The following is a 16,670-nucleotide window of genomic DNA, read 5'->3' as shown; positions in this document are numbered from 1 at the left end:
GCTCAACGCGTGTGACGCGCCGCGCTCAACGCGCGGCGGGTTTCTTCACGCGCGCCGTCTTTTTCGCCGCAGGGCGTGCCGTTCCCGGTTTCGCCGCGCGTTTCGACGCGGCGGCACCCGGCGCGCGCTTCGCGGCGCTTTCCGGGCCGGCCGCCGGCGCGTCGCGCTGCACATGCCATTGCTCGAGCAGCACGCGCGTCTGGTCGGCGATCGTCTCGATCAGCAGCGCCGCACGCTCGCCCTCGAACGCGTCCCACTCGAGCAACTGCAGCGCCGAACGCTGCGCGATGTGGAATACCGTGAGCTGCCCGAACAGGCTCAGCGCGCGCAACCGCGTGACGGGATCGTCGGCCGGCCGCCCCGAAATGCGGCCGATCAGCGCGGCGCTCACGTCGTTCAGCGGCTTGCGCATGCGCGACATCAGGATTTCGCTCGCGCTCGCCGGCTCCTGACCGCCCTGCTCGCGCGCAAAGAACATGCGCTGATTCATCGTCTTCGGCGCGGTGAACATCCGGTCCGACAGGGCGCGCAGCAACCCGATGAACGCATCGATCAGCACGTCGATCTCCGCGTGCGCATCGAGCATCGCCCATGCATGGCCGACCGCGGGCGCGAACACCTGCCAGCCGGTCTCCGCGATCGTCTCCACGCACGCGCGGTACACGCCTTCCTTGTTCTCGAAGTAGTACTGCAGCGCCGGCGCGTTCACGCCCGCCATCGCGGCGATCTCGCGCGTCGACGCGCCCGCGAACCCGCGTTCGCCGAACAGTTCGATTGCCGCCTCGATGATCCGCTGCCGCGTTTCGTCCCCGCGCGCGTAGCCGCCTGCCGACGTGCGGCGCAGCTTCTTCGCTTCGTTCATGCCTTCCTCGTCGTTCGATCGATCGATATTCTACTTGACACAATTTTATCAACTGGAATAATTCTTCCACTTGGAATAAATTGGATCCCGCATGTCGACGCCGCAAGACGCGCCCCAGCATCCGCCACAGAAAGCAGATCGTCAGGAAAACGGAACAACGCCGCGCAACGGAAACGGCGGATCGAAGCGGCGCATCCTGCTCGCCGTCGCCGTGCTCGCCGCCATCGGCGGCGCCGTCTGGCTCGGCCGCTGGTGGACGGTCGGCCGCTTCATCGAAAGCACCAACGATGCGTACCTGCAGGCGGACAGCATGACCGCCGCGCCGAAAGTCGCGGGCTACGTGACCGACGTCTACGTGCGCGACAACCAGGCCGTGAAGGCCGGCGATCCGCTCGTGCGGCTCGATGTCCGCCAGTACCAGGTCGCGCTCGCGCAGGCGCTGGCCACCGTCGACGCCCGCCGTGCGGACATCGCGCGCGCCGAAGCCGACATCAGCCAGCAGCGTGCGAATCTCGAACAGGCCGACGCGCAGGCGAAGGTGTCCCGCATCAATGCCCAGCACGCCAGCGACGAATACACGCGCTATGCGCCGCTCGCGGCAACCGGCGCCGAAACGCACGAACGCGTCGCCGACCTGAAGAGCACACGCGACCAGGCCGCCGCGACGCTGGCCGCGAACACCGCGTCGATCGCTGCCGCGCGCACGCAGATCGCGTCGTTCACCGCGCAACTCCAGCAGGCGCGCGCGCAGCTCGAGGCCGCGCAGGCCAGCGCCGCGCAATCGCAGCTCGATCTCGACAACACGATCGTGCGCAGCACGCTCGCCGGCCGCGTCGGCGATCGCACGGTACGCGTCGGCCAGTACGTGCAGCCCGGCACGCGGCTGCTGACCGTCGTGCCGGTCGACTCGATCTATCTCGTCGCGAACTTCAAGGAAACGCAGATCGGCAACATGCGCATCGGCCAGCCCGTGTCGCTGCATGTCGACGCATTGCCGGACGGCACGTTGTCCGGCGTCGTCGACAGCTTCGCGCCCGGCACCGGCGCGCAGTTCGCGCTGCTGCCGCCGGAAAACGCGACCGGCAACTTCACGAAGATCGTCCAGCGCGTGCCGGTGCGCATCCGCCTGGACTCGAACGCCCGCGCGCAGCGCATGCTGCTGCCGGGGCTGTCGGTCACGGTCGACGTCGACACGCGTTCGGCCCGCGACGAGCAGCGCCATGGCTGATACGTCCGCCACGATGCCCGCGCCGCCGCACGAAGGCCGCGCAAGCGTCACCGACTGGATCGCGGTCGCGGCCGGCGCGCTCGGCGCGCTGATGGCCACGCTCGACATTTCGATCACGAACTCCGCGTTGCCGCAGATCCAGGGCGAAATCGGCGCGACCGGCACCGAAGGCACCTGGATCTCGACCGGCTACCTGATGTCGGAGATCGTGATGATCCCGCTCGCCGCGTGGCTCACGCGCGTGTTCGGGCTGCGCAATTTCCTGCTGACGAACTCCGCGCTGTTCATCGCGTTCTCGATGATGTGCGGCTGGTCGCACTCGCTGCCGATGATGATCGCCGGCCGGATCGGCCAGGGCTTCACGGGCGGCGCGCTGATCCCGACCGCGCAGACGATCATCCGCACGCGGCTGCCGCTGTCGCAACTGCCAGTCGGGATGACGCTGTTCGGCCTGATCGTGCTGCTCGGGCCGTTGTTCGGCCCGGTGCTCGGCGGCTGGCTCGCGGAAAACGTGAGCTGGAGCTGGTGCTTCTTCCTGAACCTGCCCGTGTGCCTGCTGCTGATGGCGCTGCTGGTGTTCGGACTGCCGTCGGACCGCCCGCACTGGAGCGCGTTCTTCAACGCGGACTGGCTCGGCATCTTCGGCCTCGCGATCGGCCTGAGCTCGCTCACCGTCGTGCTCGAGGAAGGCCAGCGCGAACGCTGGTTCGAATCGCAGATGATCGTCACGCTGAGCATCGTGTCGTTGGCCGGGATGATCCTGATCGCGCTGTCGCAACGCTTCGCGACACGGCCGATCGTGCGGCTGTCGCTGATGCGCAACCCGCGCTACGCAAGCGTGATCGTGATCGTGTCCGCGGTCGGCGCCGGGCTGTACGGGGTGTCCTACCTGCTGCCGCAGTTCCTCGCGATCGTCGCCGGCTACAACGCGGAACAGGCCGGCGCGATCATGCTGCTGTCGGGGCTGCCGGCCTTTCTCGTGATGCCGATCCTGCCGCGCCTGCTCGGCAAGGTCGATTTCCGCATCCTCGTGATCTCGGGGCTGCTGCTGTTCTGCCTGAGCTGCATGCTCGACATCAGCCTGACCGTGCAAAGCGTCGGCCACGACTTCGTGTGGTCGCAACTGATCCGCGGCGTCGCGCAGATGCTCGCGATGATGCCGCTCAACCAGGCATCGATGGCGGCCGTCGCGCGTGAAGATTCTGGCGACGCGGCCGGGCTCTACAACATGGCGCGCAACCTCGGCGGTTCGATCGGCCTCGCGATCATCGGCACCGTGATCGACCGGCGCACGACCTACCATACAGCCATGCTCCGCGAATCGGTGACCGCCAACTCGCTGATCGGACAGGACCGGCTGTCCGCCTATGCGGCCAACTGGTTCTCGCACACCGGCGACCTCGCGTATTCGAACCTGCGCGCGCTCGGACAACTGGCGCAGCAGATCCAGATCCAGGCCGTCGTGATGACCTACTCCGAAACCTTTTATCTGCTGGGCCTCGCGCTGCTCGCCTGCGTGCCGCTCGCGCTGCTGCTGAGAACGCCGCGCGGGCCGCAACCGATGTCGTCCGGCCATTGAACCGTCTTACGCGATGAAACCCTTCTTCCCGCCCCGCCGCCCCGCACTCACGCTGTGCGCGGCCGCGTGCCTGCTCGCCGGCTGCACGGTCGGCCCCGACTATCGCGGCGCACCCGCCGCCCCCGATGCGCCGACGTTCGTGCGTGCGCCTGCCGCCGGCGTCGACACCGCCGCGCCCGCCCCGAGCGCGTGGTGGCGCGCGCTGAACGACCGTCAGCTCGACGAGCTGATCACCGCCGCGCTCGTCTTCAACCCCGATCTGCACGCGGCCCAGGCACGCTTGCGTGCATCGCGTGCACAGCTCTCGCAACAGCGTGCGGCCCAGTTGCCGAAAGCGTCGGCCACCGCCGCGGCCGTCCGCATGCGCGAACCGGATATCAGCGCGCTCGGTTCGCTGCTGCCGTCGAACGGCTCGAACCCGTCGGGCGGCACGTCGCCGTCGCTGGGCGGCTCGGGCCCGCTGCAGCTCTATTCGGCGGGCTTCGACGCAACCTGGGAAATCGACCTGTTCGGCGGTACGCGCCGCGCGGTCGAAGCCGCGTCCGCACAGGCCGAAGCAGTGGATGCCGACCTCGCCGATACACAGGTGTCGATCGCAGCCGAAGTCGCCAATGCGTACGTCGACCTGCGCGACCAGCAGCAGCGGCTTGCGCTGTCGCGGCAAACCGCCGGGTTGCAGCAGAAGATGCTCGAACTCACGCAGCAGCGCCGCGCGCGCGGCGTCGCGGCCGATGCGGACATCGAACGCCTGACGACGCAGGTCGAGAACACGCGCGCGTCGCTGATCCCGCTCGACGCGCAGGTGACGGAGTCGCTCGACCGGCTCGCGATCCTGACGGGCCGCGCGCCCGGCGCGCTCGATGCCGCGCTGTCGAGCGCGGATATGCCGCTGCCGACGCTGCCCGGCAACGTCGCGATCGGCGATCCGGCCACGCTGCTCAAGCAACGCCCCGACATTCGCGCGGCCGAGCGCCGGCTCGCGTCGAGCAATGCGCAGATCGGCGAGCATGTGGCCGACTATTTCCCGAAGGTGACGCTGCTCGGCGATCTCGGCTTCAGCGCGGCGGACCCGGGGCACCTGTTCCGCAAGCAGAATTTCACGTGGGTCGGTGCGCCGTACCTGCAATGGAACATCCTCGACTTCGGTCGCACGCGCGGCGCGGTACGGGCAGCCGAAGCGTCGCGCGACGAAGCGGAAGCGAATTATCAGAAGGCCGTGCTCGGCGCATTACAGGATGCCAACACCGCATTGCAGCGCTATGGACACCAGCGCGAGCACGTCGTCGCCTTGACGAAGGTGCAGACATCGGCCGTGCATTCGCGCTCGCTGATGGACAAGCGCTATCGTGCGGGCGTCGCGTCGATGATCGACCTGCTCGATACGCAACGCGAAGCGCTGTCCGCGCAGCAGAACGTGATTGCCGGGCAAGCCGAACTGATCAAGGACTACGTGTCGGTGCAGAAGAGCCTTGGGCTCGGCTGGCAGGCAAACGCAGGGTGACGGCGCCGGCGCGCGTGGCGCACGGTCGCCGCATCACGCGCGCCGGAACAACCCATTGCGCGCGCAACAATACCGGTTCGGTTCGTCCGCAACGAGCGGGCCCGCGCCGCTTCGACACCGCGGCTATCGAAAACATATCGAATATCAATTAGCCAATCATCTGACGATATCTTCTAATTCAGTCGGCTTCCCCACCACCGATCGGATTCAAGGAGTTCCATCGTCATGTCCTCATCCTCTCATCGTGCGCTGCGGCACGCAGTCGCCGCGATCTGCGTTGCCCTCTCCGCTTCCCCGTATGCCGCCGAACTCACGCGCGACACGGGCGCGCCCGTCGGCGACAACCAGAATTCGCAGACGGCCGGCCCCGCCGGCCCCGTGCTGCTGCAGGACTCCGCGCTCATCGAGAAACTGCAGCGCTTCGATCGCGAGCGCATTCCGGAACGCGTCGTGCATGCGCGCGGCACCGGGGCATTCGGCGAGTTCGTGCCGAGCGCCGACATCTCCGACCTGACGAAAGCGAAAGTCTTCACGCCCGGCACCCGCACGCCGGTGTTCGTGCGCTTCTCGACCGTGATGGGTTATCGCGGCTCGCCCGAACAGGCACGCGATCCGCGCGGCTTCGCGGTGAAGTTCTATACGCAGCAGGGCAACTGGGACATGGTCGGCATCAACTGGCCCGTGTTCTTCATTCGCGACGGCATCAAGTTCCCCGACTTCGTTCACGCGAACAAGCCGAGCGCCGTGACCGGCGTGCAGGACCCGAACCTCGCGTTCGACTTCTTCGCCCATACGCCCGAAGCGACCCACATGCTGACGATGCTGTACACGGACGCGGGCATGCCCGATTCGTACCGCCGCATGGACGGCTTCGCGGTGCATGCGTTCAAGTTCGTCAATGCGCAGGGCGACGTGCACTACGTGAAGTTCCACTGGAAGAGCCAGCAAGGCGTGCACGGCCTGCGTCCGCAAGAGATCGCCGCGTCGATCGGGCACGACTGGAACATGATGACGAACGACCTGTACGGCGCGCTGAAGCAAGGCGATTTCCCGAAGTGGGATCTGTACGTGCAGGTGCTCACGCCGAAGGACCTGAACCGCTTCGACTTCGACGCGCTGGACGATACGAAGGTGTGGACCGGCGTACCTGAACGCAAGATCGGCACGATGACGCTCAATCGCGTGCCCGACAACTACTTCCAGTCAACCGAGGAATCTGCGTTCGCGCCGTCGCGGCTCGTGCCGGGTATCGAGCCGTCCGAAGACCGGATGCTGCAGGATCGCCTGTTCGCGTATGCCGACACGCAGATGTACCGCCTCGGCGCGAACTACATGGACCTGCCGATCAACCGCCCCGTCGTGCCGGTGGTCAACAACAACCAGGACGGCAAGATGAACTTCGGCGATCGCAAGGGCGAGGTGAACTACGAGCCGTCGACGCTGAACGAGCTTGCGCAGGATCCGCAGTACAAGTCGGTCCGCACGCCGCTCAGCGGCACGACGCAACAGGAAGCGATCCACAAGAAGCTGTTGTTCCGTCAAGCCGGCGAGTACTACCGCAGCCTGTCGCAGCAGGACAAGGACGACCTCGTCACCGCGCTGTCCGGCGATCTCGGCCAGGTGAAGAACGCGCATAACCAGTACGCGATGCTGTCGTACTTCTACAAGGCCGATGCCGACTACGGCACGCGGCTCGCGCAGGCCGTTCACGCGAACGTTCAGCAGGTGCAGTCGCTCGCGGCGAAACTGAGCGACAACTGATCGCGCGACGCCGGTCGCAGCCTGGCGTGCGCGGTGGTGCCGCGCACGCCGGCCCGACTTCTTCATCAGGACATCCTCATGCGATCAACACGCTTCATCCATGCGGTTCGCGTGGCGACGACGGCGCTGGCGCTGGCCGCGATCGCCGGCTGCGCGCATCTGCCCGACCGGCCGGCGTACGGCAAGGCCGATCCCGCCGCACTGCGCCGCTACGACGGCGACTGGTTCGACGCCGCCCGCGTCGGCCGCGTCGACATCCTGCGCGCGTTGCACGACGCCGGGTATCCCGTCGACACCACCGACAGCCGCGGCTTTACGGCCGTGATACTCGCGTCGTACGACGGCCAGCCCGCCGCACTCGACTACCTGTTGTCGGCCGGCGCCAACGCGTGCATCGGCGATCGACACGGCAATACGGCGCTGATGGGTGCGCTCTTCAAGAACGAACCCGACATCGCCCGCCGCCTGATCGACACGCGCTGCCCGATCGACCAGACGAACGGCGCCGGCGAAACCGCACTGGGGTTCGCGACGCTGTTCAATCGCTTCGAACTGATTCCGCTGCTCGTCGCGCACGGCGCGAATCCGAACCATGTCGACCGGCGCGGCCAGTCGCTGCTGCAGCTCGCGCTGACGCACGACAACACCGATGCCGCGGATGCGCTGCGGCAAGCCGGTGCCAGACCGTAGCGCGACTACGCGTCAACCGTCTGAACCATGCGAGCGCACCGTGCTATGGTGCCGTTGGTTTCATCGCACGGAGACAGGAAAATGCTGAATCGCTTCGCCATTGTTCTGGTTGCCGCCGGCGCGGCAACCAGCCTCGCGGCAACGGCCGCGGGCACCCAACCGGACAGCGCCAATGCGTATCGCCAGCTGCGCACGCGGCTCTTCGCGGGCGTGACGGTCACCGCGATCTTCTCGCCGAACCAGTGCCAGAACGCGCAGCAAGCCGCAACCCGGGCACCCGTACCCACCGTATCAGGCGGTTTCGCGATACGCGATTTCATGGAAGTCGGCGGCAATACGCTCGCGTTCGCCAACCAGCACCTGACCGTCCAGCCGAGCGGCGCGACGGTGCTCGAGCTGATCCAGTATCGCGTGATGCAGGACGAAAGCGCGACGGTAACGGTGCGCTCGCTTTCGCCCACGACGTACCAGCCCGTCGCGCCGGCCCAGGTGTTCCAGTGCACGCTCGGCGACGGCCTTCGTTTCGCCAATGCCTGGCAGGATCGCGACTGACGCTGGGAATGCGTAGCAAATGCGAGAATTCGTGTAAAAACAAAAGGAGTACTACGAAATTTGGATAGCGCACGGATAGGAGGAGCGATTCGTGCGCGGCCTTTCAACACGTCGATAACGATCGTCATCTTCGCGGCCGGCGCGAGTTCCGCCAGTTCGAGGTTGTCGCCGCGCACCGCATTCAGCAGCATCCGCTCGCGCCCCGCCGCCTGCGCGACATCCAGCCGCCGTGGGCGCGGCAGCCTTGTCGTCGCGAGCCGGTGCAGCCGCGCCGCCTCGTCACTCCATTCGCCCAGCGCCCCGCCGGTTCGGTCCTCACGAACCGGCGCAAGCCATCGCGCGCATCGAGCCCGAACACCGCGGCGTCCGACTGGCCGTCAAACTGCCGTGTCTTTCGGCTGACGGCCAGCGTAGCTCGCCAGGCCGCGATCGCTCCTCGTTGACTGCGTCAACGTGCGGATTGCCGGCACCACCACACGCAGGATACCGCCCCGCCCCCATTTGTCCGACCGTCGCGACGCACGCCCCCTCTTTTCGGTTCCTTTCGCCGGCTCCATCGAATCTCCATCTTTCCGCATAAAAGACGCCAACTAATCCACGCACACTCCGCTCCGTCAAAGCAGGCAATGGACTGCCTGCATTTCCTGGAGTCGCCATGAAGAATCAGAAACGATGCTGCTACAGCGCGGTATGCGCGCTGGCGGCGGCAGTACTGGCGGGGTGCGGACCCGCCGAACAGCAGGCCGCCGCACCGGCCATCCCGGTTGCGGCGATGACGCTCGCGGCCGCGCCCCTCGACGTGAGCGAAGACCTGCCGGGCCGCGTCGCGGCCGTGCGGATCGCCGAGATCCGCCCGCAGGTCAGCGGCATCGTCCAGCGCCGGCTGTTCGAACAAGGCACCGAGGTGCGCGCGGGCCAGCCGCTGTTCCAGATCAATCCGGCGCCATTCAAGGCCGACATGGACACGGCCGCCGCGTCGCTGCAGCGCGCGCAGGCCGCGCTCGAACGCGCGAAGGTGCAGACCGCGCGCTTCAAGCCGCTCGTCGAGGCCGATGCGATCAGCCGCCAGGTGTACGACGACGCCGTGTCGCAACGCGACCAGGCCGCCGCCGACGTCGCGCAGGCCCGCGCGACGCTCGCGCGCCGCCAGCTCGACCTGAAATTCGCCACCGTGGAGGCGCCGATCGCCGGCCGCATCGACCAGGCGCTCGTGACCGAAGGCGCGCTGGTGTCGAGCACCGACAGCCAGCCGATGGCGCGCATCCAGCAGATCGACCAGGTCTACGTCGACGTGCGCCAGCCGGCCGCGTCGCTCGAATCGCTGCGCGGCGCGCTTGCCGCGCAGCCGGGCGCGACGGGCAACGGCCTGCCGGTCGACGTGCTGCGCGACGACGACACGCGCTTCGACGTGAAGGGACGCATGCTGTTCTCGGGCGTCAACGTCGATCCGGGCACCGGCGACGTGCTGCTGCGCGTGCTGGTCGACAACCCGAAACGCCAGCTGCTGCCGGGCATGTACGTGCGTGCCCGCATTCCGCGCGCGCACTACGCCAGCGCGGTGATGGTGCCGCAACAGGCGGTCGTGCGCGCGGGCGGCAAGCCGCAGGTGTGGGTGCTCGACGCGAAGGGCACCGCGCATCTGAAGGCCGTCGAGGTCGGCGAGCTGACGAACCGCAGCTACCGCATCAAGTCGGGCCTGCAGGCCGGCCAGAAGATCGTCGTCGAAGGCATGGAACGCCTGATCGACGGCGCGCCGGCCGCCGCGACCGACTGGAAGTCGCCCGACGCGGCCACCACCGCGTCCGCGCACTGAGTCACGAGGAGCCACCAGTCATGGCTGAATTCTTTATCCGACGCCCGGTGTTTGCGTGGGTGATCGCGCTCTTCATCATCCTGACGGGGCTGATCGCGATCCCGCAACTGCCGGTCGCGCGCTACCCGTCGGTCGCGCCGCCGTCCGTCACGATCACCGCGAACTACCCGGGCGCCACGCCGCAGACGATGAACGACGGCGTGCTGAGCCTCATCGAACGCGAACTGTCCGGCGTCAGGAACCTGCTCTACTTCGAATCGTCGGCCGATACGTCCGGCTCCGCGCAGATCACCGTGACGTTCAAGCCCGGCACCAACCCGGAGATGGCGCAGGTCGACGTGCAGAACAAGATCAAGTCGGTCGAGCCGCGCCTGCCGGCGGCCGTGCGCCAGAACGGGCTGATCGTCGAATCGGCGTCGTCCGGCTTCCTGATGCTGATCGGCCTGCGCTCCGACAACGGCCGCTTCGACGAAGGAGCGCTCGCCGACTACATGGCGCGCAGCGTGTCCGAGGAACTGCGGCGAATCGACGGCGTCGGGCGGGTGCTGCAGTTCGGCTCCGAACGCGCGATGCGCATCTGGGTCGATCCGCAGAAGCTGATCAATTTCGGCCTGTCGATGAGCGACCTGACGACCGCGATCGGCCAGCAGAACGTTCAGATCGCGCCGGGCAGCCTCGGTGCGCTGCCCGCGCTGCCTGGCCAGCGCGTGACCGTGCCGCTCACCGCGCAGGGCCAGCTCACGACGCCGGAGGAGTTCGCGAAGGTCGTGCTGCGCGCGAACGCGGACGGCTCGAAAGTCGTGCTCGGCGACGTCGCACGCATCGAACTCGGCTCGCAGAACTACACGTTCGTGAGCCGCGAGAACAACAAGCCGGCCACCCTCGCCGGCGTGCAGCTCGCACCGGGCGCCAACGCGGTGAAGACCGCGGACGCGATCCGTGCGCGCATGGCCGAACTGAGCAAGTCGATGCCGTCCGGCATGACCTACTCGATTCCGCTCGACACGTCGCCGTTCGTGAAGATCTCAATCGAGAAGGTGCTGCACACGCTGCTCGAAGCGATGGTGCTCGTGTTCCTCGTGATGTACCTGTTCCTGCAGAACGTGCGCTATACGCTGATTCCGGCCATTGTCGCGCCGGTCGCGATGCTCGGCACGTTCACGGTGATGCTGATGACCGGCTTCTCGATCAACGTGCTGACGATGTTCGGCATGGTGCTCGCGATCGGCATCATCGTCGACGATGCGATCGTCGTCGTCGAGAACGTCGAGCGCCTGATGGCCGAGGAAGGACTGTCGCCGAAGGACGCGACCTCGAAGGCGATGAAGGAAATCACCGGCGCGATCATCGGCGTCACGCTGGTGCTGACCGCGGTGTTCCTGCCGATGGCGATGGCGAGCGGCTCGGTCGGCGTGATCTACCAGCAGTTCACGATGTCGATGGCCGTGTCGATCCTGTTCTCGGCGCTGCTGGCGCTGACGCTCACGCCGGCCCTGTGCGCGACGATGCTCAAGCCGCTCGAACCGGGCCATCACGAGAAGCGCGGCTTCTTCGGCTGGTTCAACCGCCGCTTCGATCGCCTGACGAAATGGTACGAGACGCGCGTCGGCCGCCTGGTCGGCCGCACGGGCCGGGTGATGCTGGTGTTCGTCGCGATCTCCGGCGCCCTGGTGTTCGGCTTCCGCAGCCTGCCGTCGTCGTTCCTGCCGGACGAGGACCAGGGTTACTTCATCACCAGCTTTCTGCTGCCCGCGGACGCTACCGCCGAACGTACGCACGACGTGGTCGAGACGCTGGAGAAGCATCTTGCCTCGCGTCCGGCAATCCAGTCGAGCATTTCCGTGATCGGCTACGGCTTCTCGGGGCAAGGTCCGAACGCGGCGATCAACTGGTCCGTGATGAAGGACTGGAAGAACCGGGGCGGCGCGTCGACCCTCGAGGAAGGCATGCTCGCGCAGCAAGCGATGGCCGGCGTGACCGAAGGCACGGTGATGAGCCTGCTGCCGCCGGCGATCGACGAACTCGGCAACAGCTCCGGCTTCTCGATGCGTCTGGAAGACCGTGCCAACCAGGGCGCGGCGGCGCTCAAGGCGGCGGAAGTCAAGCTGCTCGAACTCGCCGCGCAAAGCAAGGTCGTGGCGGGCGTGTACCCGGACAGCCTTCCTGCCGGCACGAGCATCCGCCTCGAAATCGACCGTGCGAAGGCGCAAGCGCTCGGCGTGTCGTTCACGACGCTCAGCGACACGCTGTCGACCGCGATGGGTTCGACCTACGTGAACGACTTCCCGAACGCGGGCCGCATGCAGCAGGTGATCATCCAGGCCGACGCGCCGGCGCGCATGCAGATCGACAACGTGATGAAGCTGTACGTGCGCAACGCGGCCGGCGGCATGGTGCCGCTGTCCGAAGTGGTTCGCCCGGTATGGGCCGAGACGCCGCTGCAGATGGTGCGCTTCAAGGGCTACCCGTCCGCGCGGATCTCGGGCAACGCCGCACCGGGCCAGTCGAGCGGCGCGGCGATGGCCGAGATGGAGCGTCTCGCCGCGCAACTGCCGCCGGGCTTCGCGGTCGAGTGGACCGGCCAGTCGCTGCAGGAACGCCAGTCGGCGTCGCAGGCGCCGATGCTGATGGTGCTGTCGATGATCGTCGTGTTCCTCGTGCTCGCCGCGCTGTACGAAAGCTGGTCGATCCCGCTGTCGGTGATGCTGGTGGTGCCGCTCGGCCTGATCGGCGCGATCGGGGCGGTGCTGCTGCGCGGCCTGCCGAACGACGTGTTCTTCAAGGTCGGGATGATCACCGTGATCGGCTTGTCCGCGAAGAACGCCATCCTGATCGTCGAATTCGCGAAGCAGCTGCGCGAGGAAGGCAAGGGGCTCGTCGAAGCGGCCGTGCAGGCGTCGAAGCTGCGCCTGCGCCCGATCCTGATGACCTCGCTCGCGTTCGGCCTCGGTGTCGTGCCGCTGATGATCGCGACCGGCGCCAGCGCCGAAACGCAGCACGCGATCGGTACCGGTGTGTTCGGCGGCATGGTGACCGCCACGGTGCTGGCCATTTTCTTCGTCCCTGTTTTCTTTGTGTTCGTGACGAGCATCCAGGAGCGCATCGGCGCATGGCGGGCTTCCCGCAAGCAGCCGGCCGCCCCGACTCACGGACAGGAAGGTTGATGCCATGCGATTGCTCATTCTCCCCCTCGTCCTCGCCCTGTCGGCCTGCTCGCTCGCACCGACGCTGGTCAAGCCCTCGATGCCGGTGCCGACGGCCTACACGGCCGCCGCGGCCGCCGACCTCCAGGCCAACGCCGCCGATCTCGGCTGGCGCACGATGTTCGGCGATCGCCGCCTGCAGCGGCTGATCGAGCTCGCGCTCGAGAACAACCGCGACCTGCGCGTCGCGGCGCTGAACGTCGAGGCCGCCGAAGCGCAGTACGGCGTCCAGCGTTCCGCGCGCCTGCCGTCGATCGGCGCCGGCGCGAGCTTCACGCGCCAGCGTACGTCGGACGACACGCAGTCGAGTCCGCCGCTGTTCGGCACGACGCAGAACCAGTACGGCGTGAACGTCGGCATCAGCGCGTTCGAGATCGACCTGTTCGGTCGCGTGAAGTCGCAGTCGGATGCGGCGTTTGCGCGCTACCTCGCAACCGATCATGGCCGCCGCGCGGTGCAGATCTCGCTGGTCGGCGGCGTCGCGGACGCGTACTTCGCGGAACGCCTCGCGCAGGAGCAACGCCAGTTGTCCGAGCGCACCCTCGCCGACTGGCGACAGTCGCTCGACCTCGCGCGCCGCCTGAAGGATGCGCATCAGGCGAGCGGCGTCGACATCGCACAGGCCGAAGGCCAGGTCGCGAGCGCCACGGCCGATCTCGAAGCGCGCACGCGCGCCGTCGAGCAGGCACGCAACGCATTGCGCCTGCTGGTCGGCACCGATCTGCCGAAGGATCTGCCGGAGCCGGTGCCGCTTCAGCAGCAACCGGTGATGACGCAACTGCCGGCCGGTCTGCCGTCCGAACTGCTGTTCCGTCGTCCTGATATCCAGCAGGCCGAACAGAATCTCGTCGCCGCCAATGCCGATATCGGCGCCGCACGCGCAGCGTTCTTCCCGCGCCTGTCGCTGACGTCGTCGATCGGCTTCCTCAGCCCGGCGATGGGCAGCCTGTTCGACGGCGGACAACGCACGTGGAACTTCGCGCCGCAGGTCACGGTGCCGATCTTCCAGGGCGGGCGCCTGCGCGCCGAGCTGCGTCTCGCGGAAGTGCGCAAGTCGAGTGCCGTCGCCGAGTACGAACGCTCGATCCAGACCGCGTTCCGCGAAGTAGCCGACGGTATCGCCGGGCGCGAGACCTTCGGACGGCAGATCGACGCGCAGACGCGCGTGGTCGGCTCGGCCGAGCGCCGCACCGACCTGTCGAGCCTGCGCTATCGCGCGGGTGTCGAGGGGCGGCTGGAACTGCTCGATTCGCAGCGGCAGCTCTACTCGGCACGGCAGGCACTGCTCGACCTGCGTCGCAGCGAGCTCGGCAACGCCGTTGCACTGTACAAGGCGCTCGGCGGCGGCCTGACGGACAAGGACGTCGCACCGTCGCCGAGCGTGGTGCAGAACTGAACGAACGGCGCCGCTCCACCCCGCGCGGCAGCGGGACGGAACGGCGCGATCCGGCCCGGCAACGGGCTGCCCCGATTGTTCGACATCGCACGGCGAACCCCATGACGAATTCCCTGATACTGATTGCAGAAGACGAACCCGATATCTCCGACATCCTCGATGCATATCTGACGCACGACGGCTTTCGCACCTACCGCGTCGCCGACGGGCAAGCGGTGCTCGACGTACAGCCGCACCTGAAGCCCGACCTGATCCTGCTCGATGTGAAGATGCCGCGGGAAAACGGCTGGAACGTGCTCACCGAGCTGCGGCGGCGCGGCAACACGCCCGTCGTCGTCCTCACCGCGTTCGACCGCGACCTCGACCGGCTGCAGGCGCTGCACGCCGGCGCGGACGACTACATCGTCAAGCCGTTCAACCCGGCCGAAGTCGTCGCGCGGCTGCGCGCGATCCTGCGCCGGTCGGCCGCGCCACCGGCGGCGCTCATGTTGCGCGTCGGCGACCTGGAGATCGACACCGACAGCTATCTGGCCCGCGTGCGGACGGATTCCGCCGAGATACCGATCACGCTGACGCTGACGGAATTCCGGCTGCTCGCTCACATGGCGCGATCGCCGAGCCGCGTGTTCACGCGCGGCGAACTGCTCGATGCGTGCATGGCCGACGTGAGCGCGCTGGAGCGCACGGTCGACAGCCACATCTGCCGGCTGCGCAAGAAGCTCGAACAGGCCGGCGCACCGGGCATGCCCGAAGTGATGCGCGGTGTCGGCTACCGGCTGCGGGGCCTGCAGTGACGTTGCCGGCGAAGCCCGGCCGGCAAATCGGACAGGCGATCGGCCTGGGCGCAATCGTCGCCGTGCTGACCGCCTGCACCGTTGCCTTCCTGCTTTACGCGTCGCGTCACCCGGCGGCATTTCCGCACGATGCAGCGGCCGGCACGATGATCGGCAGCGCGTCCACTTACCTGATGCTCGCGACGGTGCTGTTCGTGTGCCTGCTGGCCGCCGCGTTCGACCTGTTCCGGCAGATGCGCCGTACGCTCGCGGCACTCGACGCGATGGCCGCCGACACCGCCCGCATCGCCGCCGGCGACCGGTCGGCGCGTGCGATTTCCCGCGACGGCTGCATGTCCGGCCTGTCGCTCTTCATCGAGGACTTCAATGCGATGACCCATCAACTGAAACATCTCCGGGCACTCGAAACCCGGCTCGAAGCCATCAAGGGGCTCGTCGACGAAGCCGACGCATCGTCAAGCGACGCGCTGCTTCACCATGTCGACGACCTGTTCCGGTTCGTCGACGACCTTCAGGTTGCCGAACGGCCGGAGGGGTTGACGCTCGATCTGTGCTCGACGGCGCTCGACCGCGAAATCGCCGGTGCCATCGATTCGGTCCGCGAAGCGTTTCGTGAAGCGGGGTTCGTCATCGACCTGACGATCGACGCAACCGTCGTGACCTGCGACGGCGCGCGCATCCGGCAGGCCGTTCTCGCGCTGCTCGACGACCTGCGGTGCCATTCCGCGCCGGCCACGCTGAAGCTCTTCGTCGAAGATCGCGCCGCGGGCGCCGTCGTCCGGATCGAAGACGAAGGTTCGCGACGATTCGTCGAATCCGGGCTCGGCGTGTTCGTCGCGCGCGCGATCGTCCAGGCGCACGGCGGGCAGTTGCGCCATCTCGCCTCGCCCCGCGGCAATGCCGCTCTCGAATTCGACCTCCCGCGACACCCGCCGGCCATTCGAGCATTTCCTCGATAGCAACCGGCCATTACGAAACGAATCGGAAATGATCGACGAATCGATTCCGGCATTACCTTTCTTGCCGGTTTCGAGAATTACAAAATGCCGTCGATCTTTTCAAAATCATTGCGCTTTATTCGGTTTAATTTTGTTTCATATAATCAAAAAAAGTTTGACACTGCGCTTTCGTTCTTGATAACTTCCGATGCAAGCAATCTGACGGATTGCTCACCACGCAATCGATTCCGCTCTACGTTTTTTCGCTTCCGCCGCACCGCAGTGCTCGCCGCCGGCTGATTTTCTCGCACACCGGCGCATGCTATATCCCGATGCATCTCATTGGACGGCTG

The 16,670-nt window shown here is 67.1% G+C and carries 12 protein-coding genes; 11 read left to right on the top strand and 1 reads right to left on the bottom strand.

The genetic code is table 11. The features are described 5' to 3' along the window. Positions 1-25: 25 nt before the first annotated feature. Positions 26-862: a CerR family C-terminal domain-containing protein gene (locus WJ12_RS24935; RefSeq protein ID WP_049032077.1), complete on the bottom strand. Its 837-nt coding sequence runs from the start codon at positions 860-862 to the stop codon at positions 26-28. 91 nt (positions 863-953) lie between these two features. Here WJ12_RS24935 and WJ12_RS24930 point away from each other — a divergent pair, with 91 nt between their 5' ends. From WJ12_RS24930 to WJ12_RS36915, 11 genes are all read left to right on the top strand, one after another. Beyond that, the gene (locus WJ12_RS24930; RefSeq protein ID WP_059558380.1) at positions 954-2,090 is read left to right on the top strand and encodes an HlyD family secretion protein; all 1,137 of its coding nucleotides are present in this window, start codon (positions 954-956) and stop codon (positions 2,088-2,090) included. Then, a complete protein-coding gene (locus WJ12_RS24925) occupies positions 2,083-3,669 on the top strand; it encodes an MDR family MFS transporter (RefSeq protein ID WP_059558382.1) in 1,587 nt (528 codons plus the stop codon). Before WJ12_RS24930 ends, WJ12_RS24925 begins: the two co-directional genes overlap by 8 nt. A 13-nt stretch (positions 3,670-3,682) precedes the next feature. Further along, positions 3,683-5,170 (top strand): efflux transporter outer membrane subunit, encoded by a 1,488-nt coding sequence (locus tag WJ12_RS24920; protein WP_059558383.1) that lies wholly within the window; start codon positions 3,683-3,685, stop codon positions 5,168-5,170. Positions 5,171-5,395: 225 nt separating this feature from the next. Continuing rightward, on the top strand, positions 5,396-6,931 hold the full coding sequence (locus WJ12_RS24915) for a catalase (protein WP_059558385.1): 1,536 nt from the start codon (positions 5,396-5,398) through the stop codon (positions 6,929-6,931). A 78-nt stretch (positions 6,932-7,009) separates the two neighbouring features. Continuing rightward, on the top strand, positions 7,010-7,621 hold the full coding sequence (locus WJ12_RS24910) for an ankyrin repeat domain-containing protein (RefSeq protein ID WP_059558387.1): 612 nt from the start codon (positions 7,010-7,012) through the stop codon (positions 7,619-7,621). A gap of 81 nt (positions 7,622-7,702) precedes the next feature. Next, positions 7,703-8,173 carry a VirK family protein gene (locus WJ12_RS24905; protein ID WP_059558389.1) on the top strand — a complete coding sequence of 157 codons (471 nt, stop codon included), beginning with the start codon at positions 7,703-7,705 and terminating at the stop codon, positions 8,171-8,173. 655 nt (positions 8,174-8,828) lie between these two features. Beyond that, the gene (locus WJ12_RS24900) at positions 8,829-9,986 is read left to right on the top strand and encodes an efflux RND transporter periplasmic adaptor subunit (protein ID WP_059558390.1); all 1,158 of its coding nucleotides are present in this window, start codon (positions 8,829-8,831) and stop codon (positions 9,984-9,986) included. A 20-nt stretch (positions 9,987-10,006) separates the two neighbouring features. Beyond that, on the top strand, positions 10,007-13,150 hold the full coding sequence (locus WJ12_RS24895; RefSeq protein WP_059558392.1) for an efflux RND transporter permease subunit: 3,144 nt from the start codon (positions 10,007-10,009) through the stop codon (positions 13,148-13,150). 4 nt (positions 13,151-13,154) lie between these two features. After that, positions 13,155-14,585: an efflux transporter outer membrane subunit gene (locus tag WJ12_RS24890; RefSeq protein WP_059558394.1), complete on the top strand. Its 1,431-nt coding sequence runs from the start codon at positions 13,155-13,157 to the stop codon at positions 14,583-14,585. Positions 14,586-14,686: 101 nt separating this feature from the next. Beyond that, positions 14,687-15,379 carry a response regulator gene (locus WJ12_RS24885; RefSeq protein ID WP_034185754.1) on the top strand — a complete coding sequence of 231 codons (693 nt, stop codon included), beginning with the start codon at positions 14,687-14,689 and terminating at the stop codon, positions 15,377-15,379. Continuing rightward, on the top strand, positions 15,376-16,338 hold the full coding sequence (locus WJ12_RS36915; protein ID WP_063896730.1) for a histidine kinase: 963 nt from the start codon (positions 15,376-15,378) through the stop codon (positions 16,336-16,338). The genes WJ12_RS24885 and WJ12_RS36915 overlap by 4 nt, the downstream gene beginning before the upstream one ends. The last annotated feature ends 332 nt before the right edge of the window (positions 16,339-16,670 follow it).

This window comes from Burkholderia seminalis, from assembly GCF_001718535.1.
Classification (GTDB): domain Bacteria; phylum Pseudomonadota; class Gammaproteobacteria; order Burkholderiales; family Burkholderiaceae; genus Burkholderia; species Burkholderia seminalis.
The sequence above is the reverse complement of the archived record's forward strand: the minus strand, read 5'-3'. Positions and strand labels throughout refer to the sequence as shown.

Coding starts and splice junctions, on each gene's coding strand:
- WJ12_RS24935 (WP_049032077.1), bottom strand. CDS start 862: ATGAACGAAGCGAAGAAGCTGCGCCGCACGTCGGCAGGCGGCTACGCG.
- WJ12_RS24930 (WP_059558380.1), top strand. CDS start 954: ATGTCGACGCCGCAAGACGCGCCCCAGCATCCGCCACAGAAAGCAGAT.
- WJ12_RS24925 (WP_059558382.1), top strand. CDS start 2,083: ATGGCTGATACGTCCGCCACGATGCCCGCGCCGCCGCACGAAGGCCGC.
- WJ12_RS24920 (WP_059558383.1), top strand. CDS start 3,683: ATGAAACCCTTCTTCCCGCCCCGCCGCCCCGCACTCACGCTGTGCGCG.
- WJ12_RS24915 (WP_059558385.1), top strand. CDS start 5,396: ATGTCCTCATCCTCTCATCGTGCGCTGCGGCACGCAGTCGCCGCGATC.
- WJ12_RS24910 (WP_059558387.1), top strand. CDS start 7,010: ATGCGATCAACACGCTTCATCCATGCGGTTCGCGTGGCGACGACGGCG.
- WJ12_RS24905 (WP_059558389.1), top strand. CDS start 7,703: ATGCTGAATCGCTTCGCCATTGTTCTGGTTGCCGCCGGCGCGGCAACC.
- WJ12_RS24900 (WP_059558390.1), top strand. CDS start 8,829: ATGAAGAATCAGAAACGATGCTGCTACAGCGCGGTATGCGCGCTGGCG.
- WJ12_RS24895 (WP_059558392.1), top strand. CDS start 10,007: ATGGCTGAATTCTTTATCCGACGCCCGGTGTTTGCGTGGGTGATCGCG.
- WJ12_RS24890 (WP_059558394.1), top strand. CDS start 13,155: ATGCGATTGCTCATTCTCCCCCTCGTCCTCGCCCTGTCGGCCTGCTCG.
- WJ12_RS24885 (WP_034185754.1), top strand. CDS start 14,687: ATGACGAATTCCCTGATACTGATTGCAGAAGACGAACCCGATATCTCC.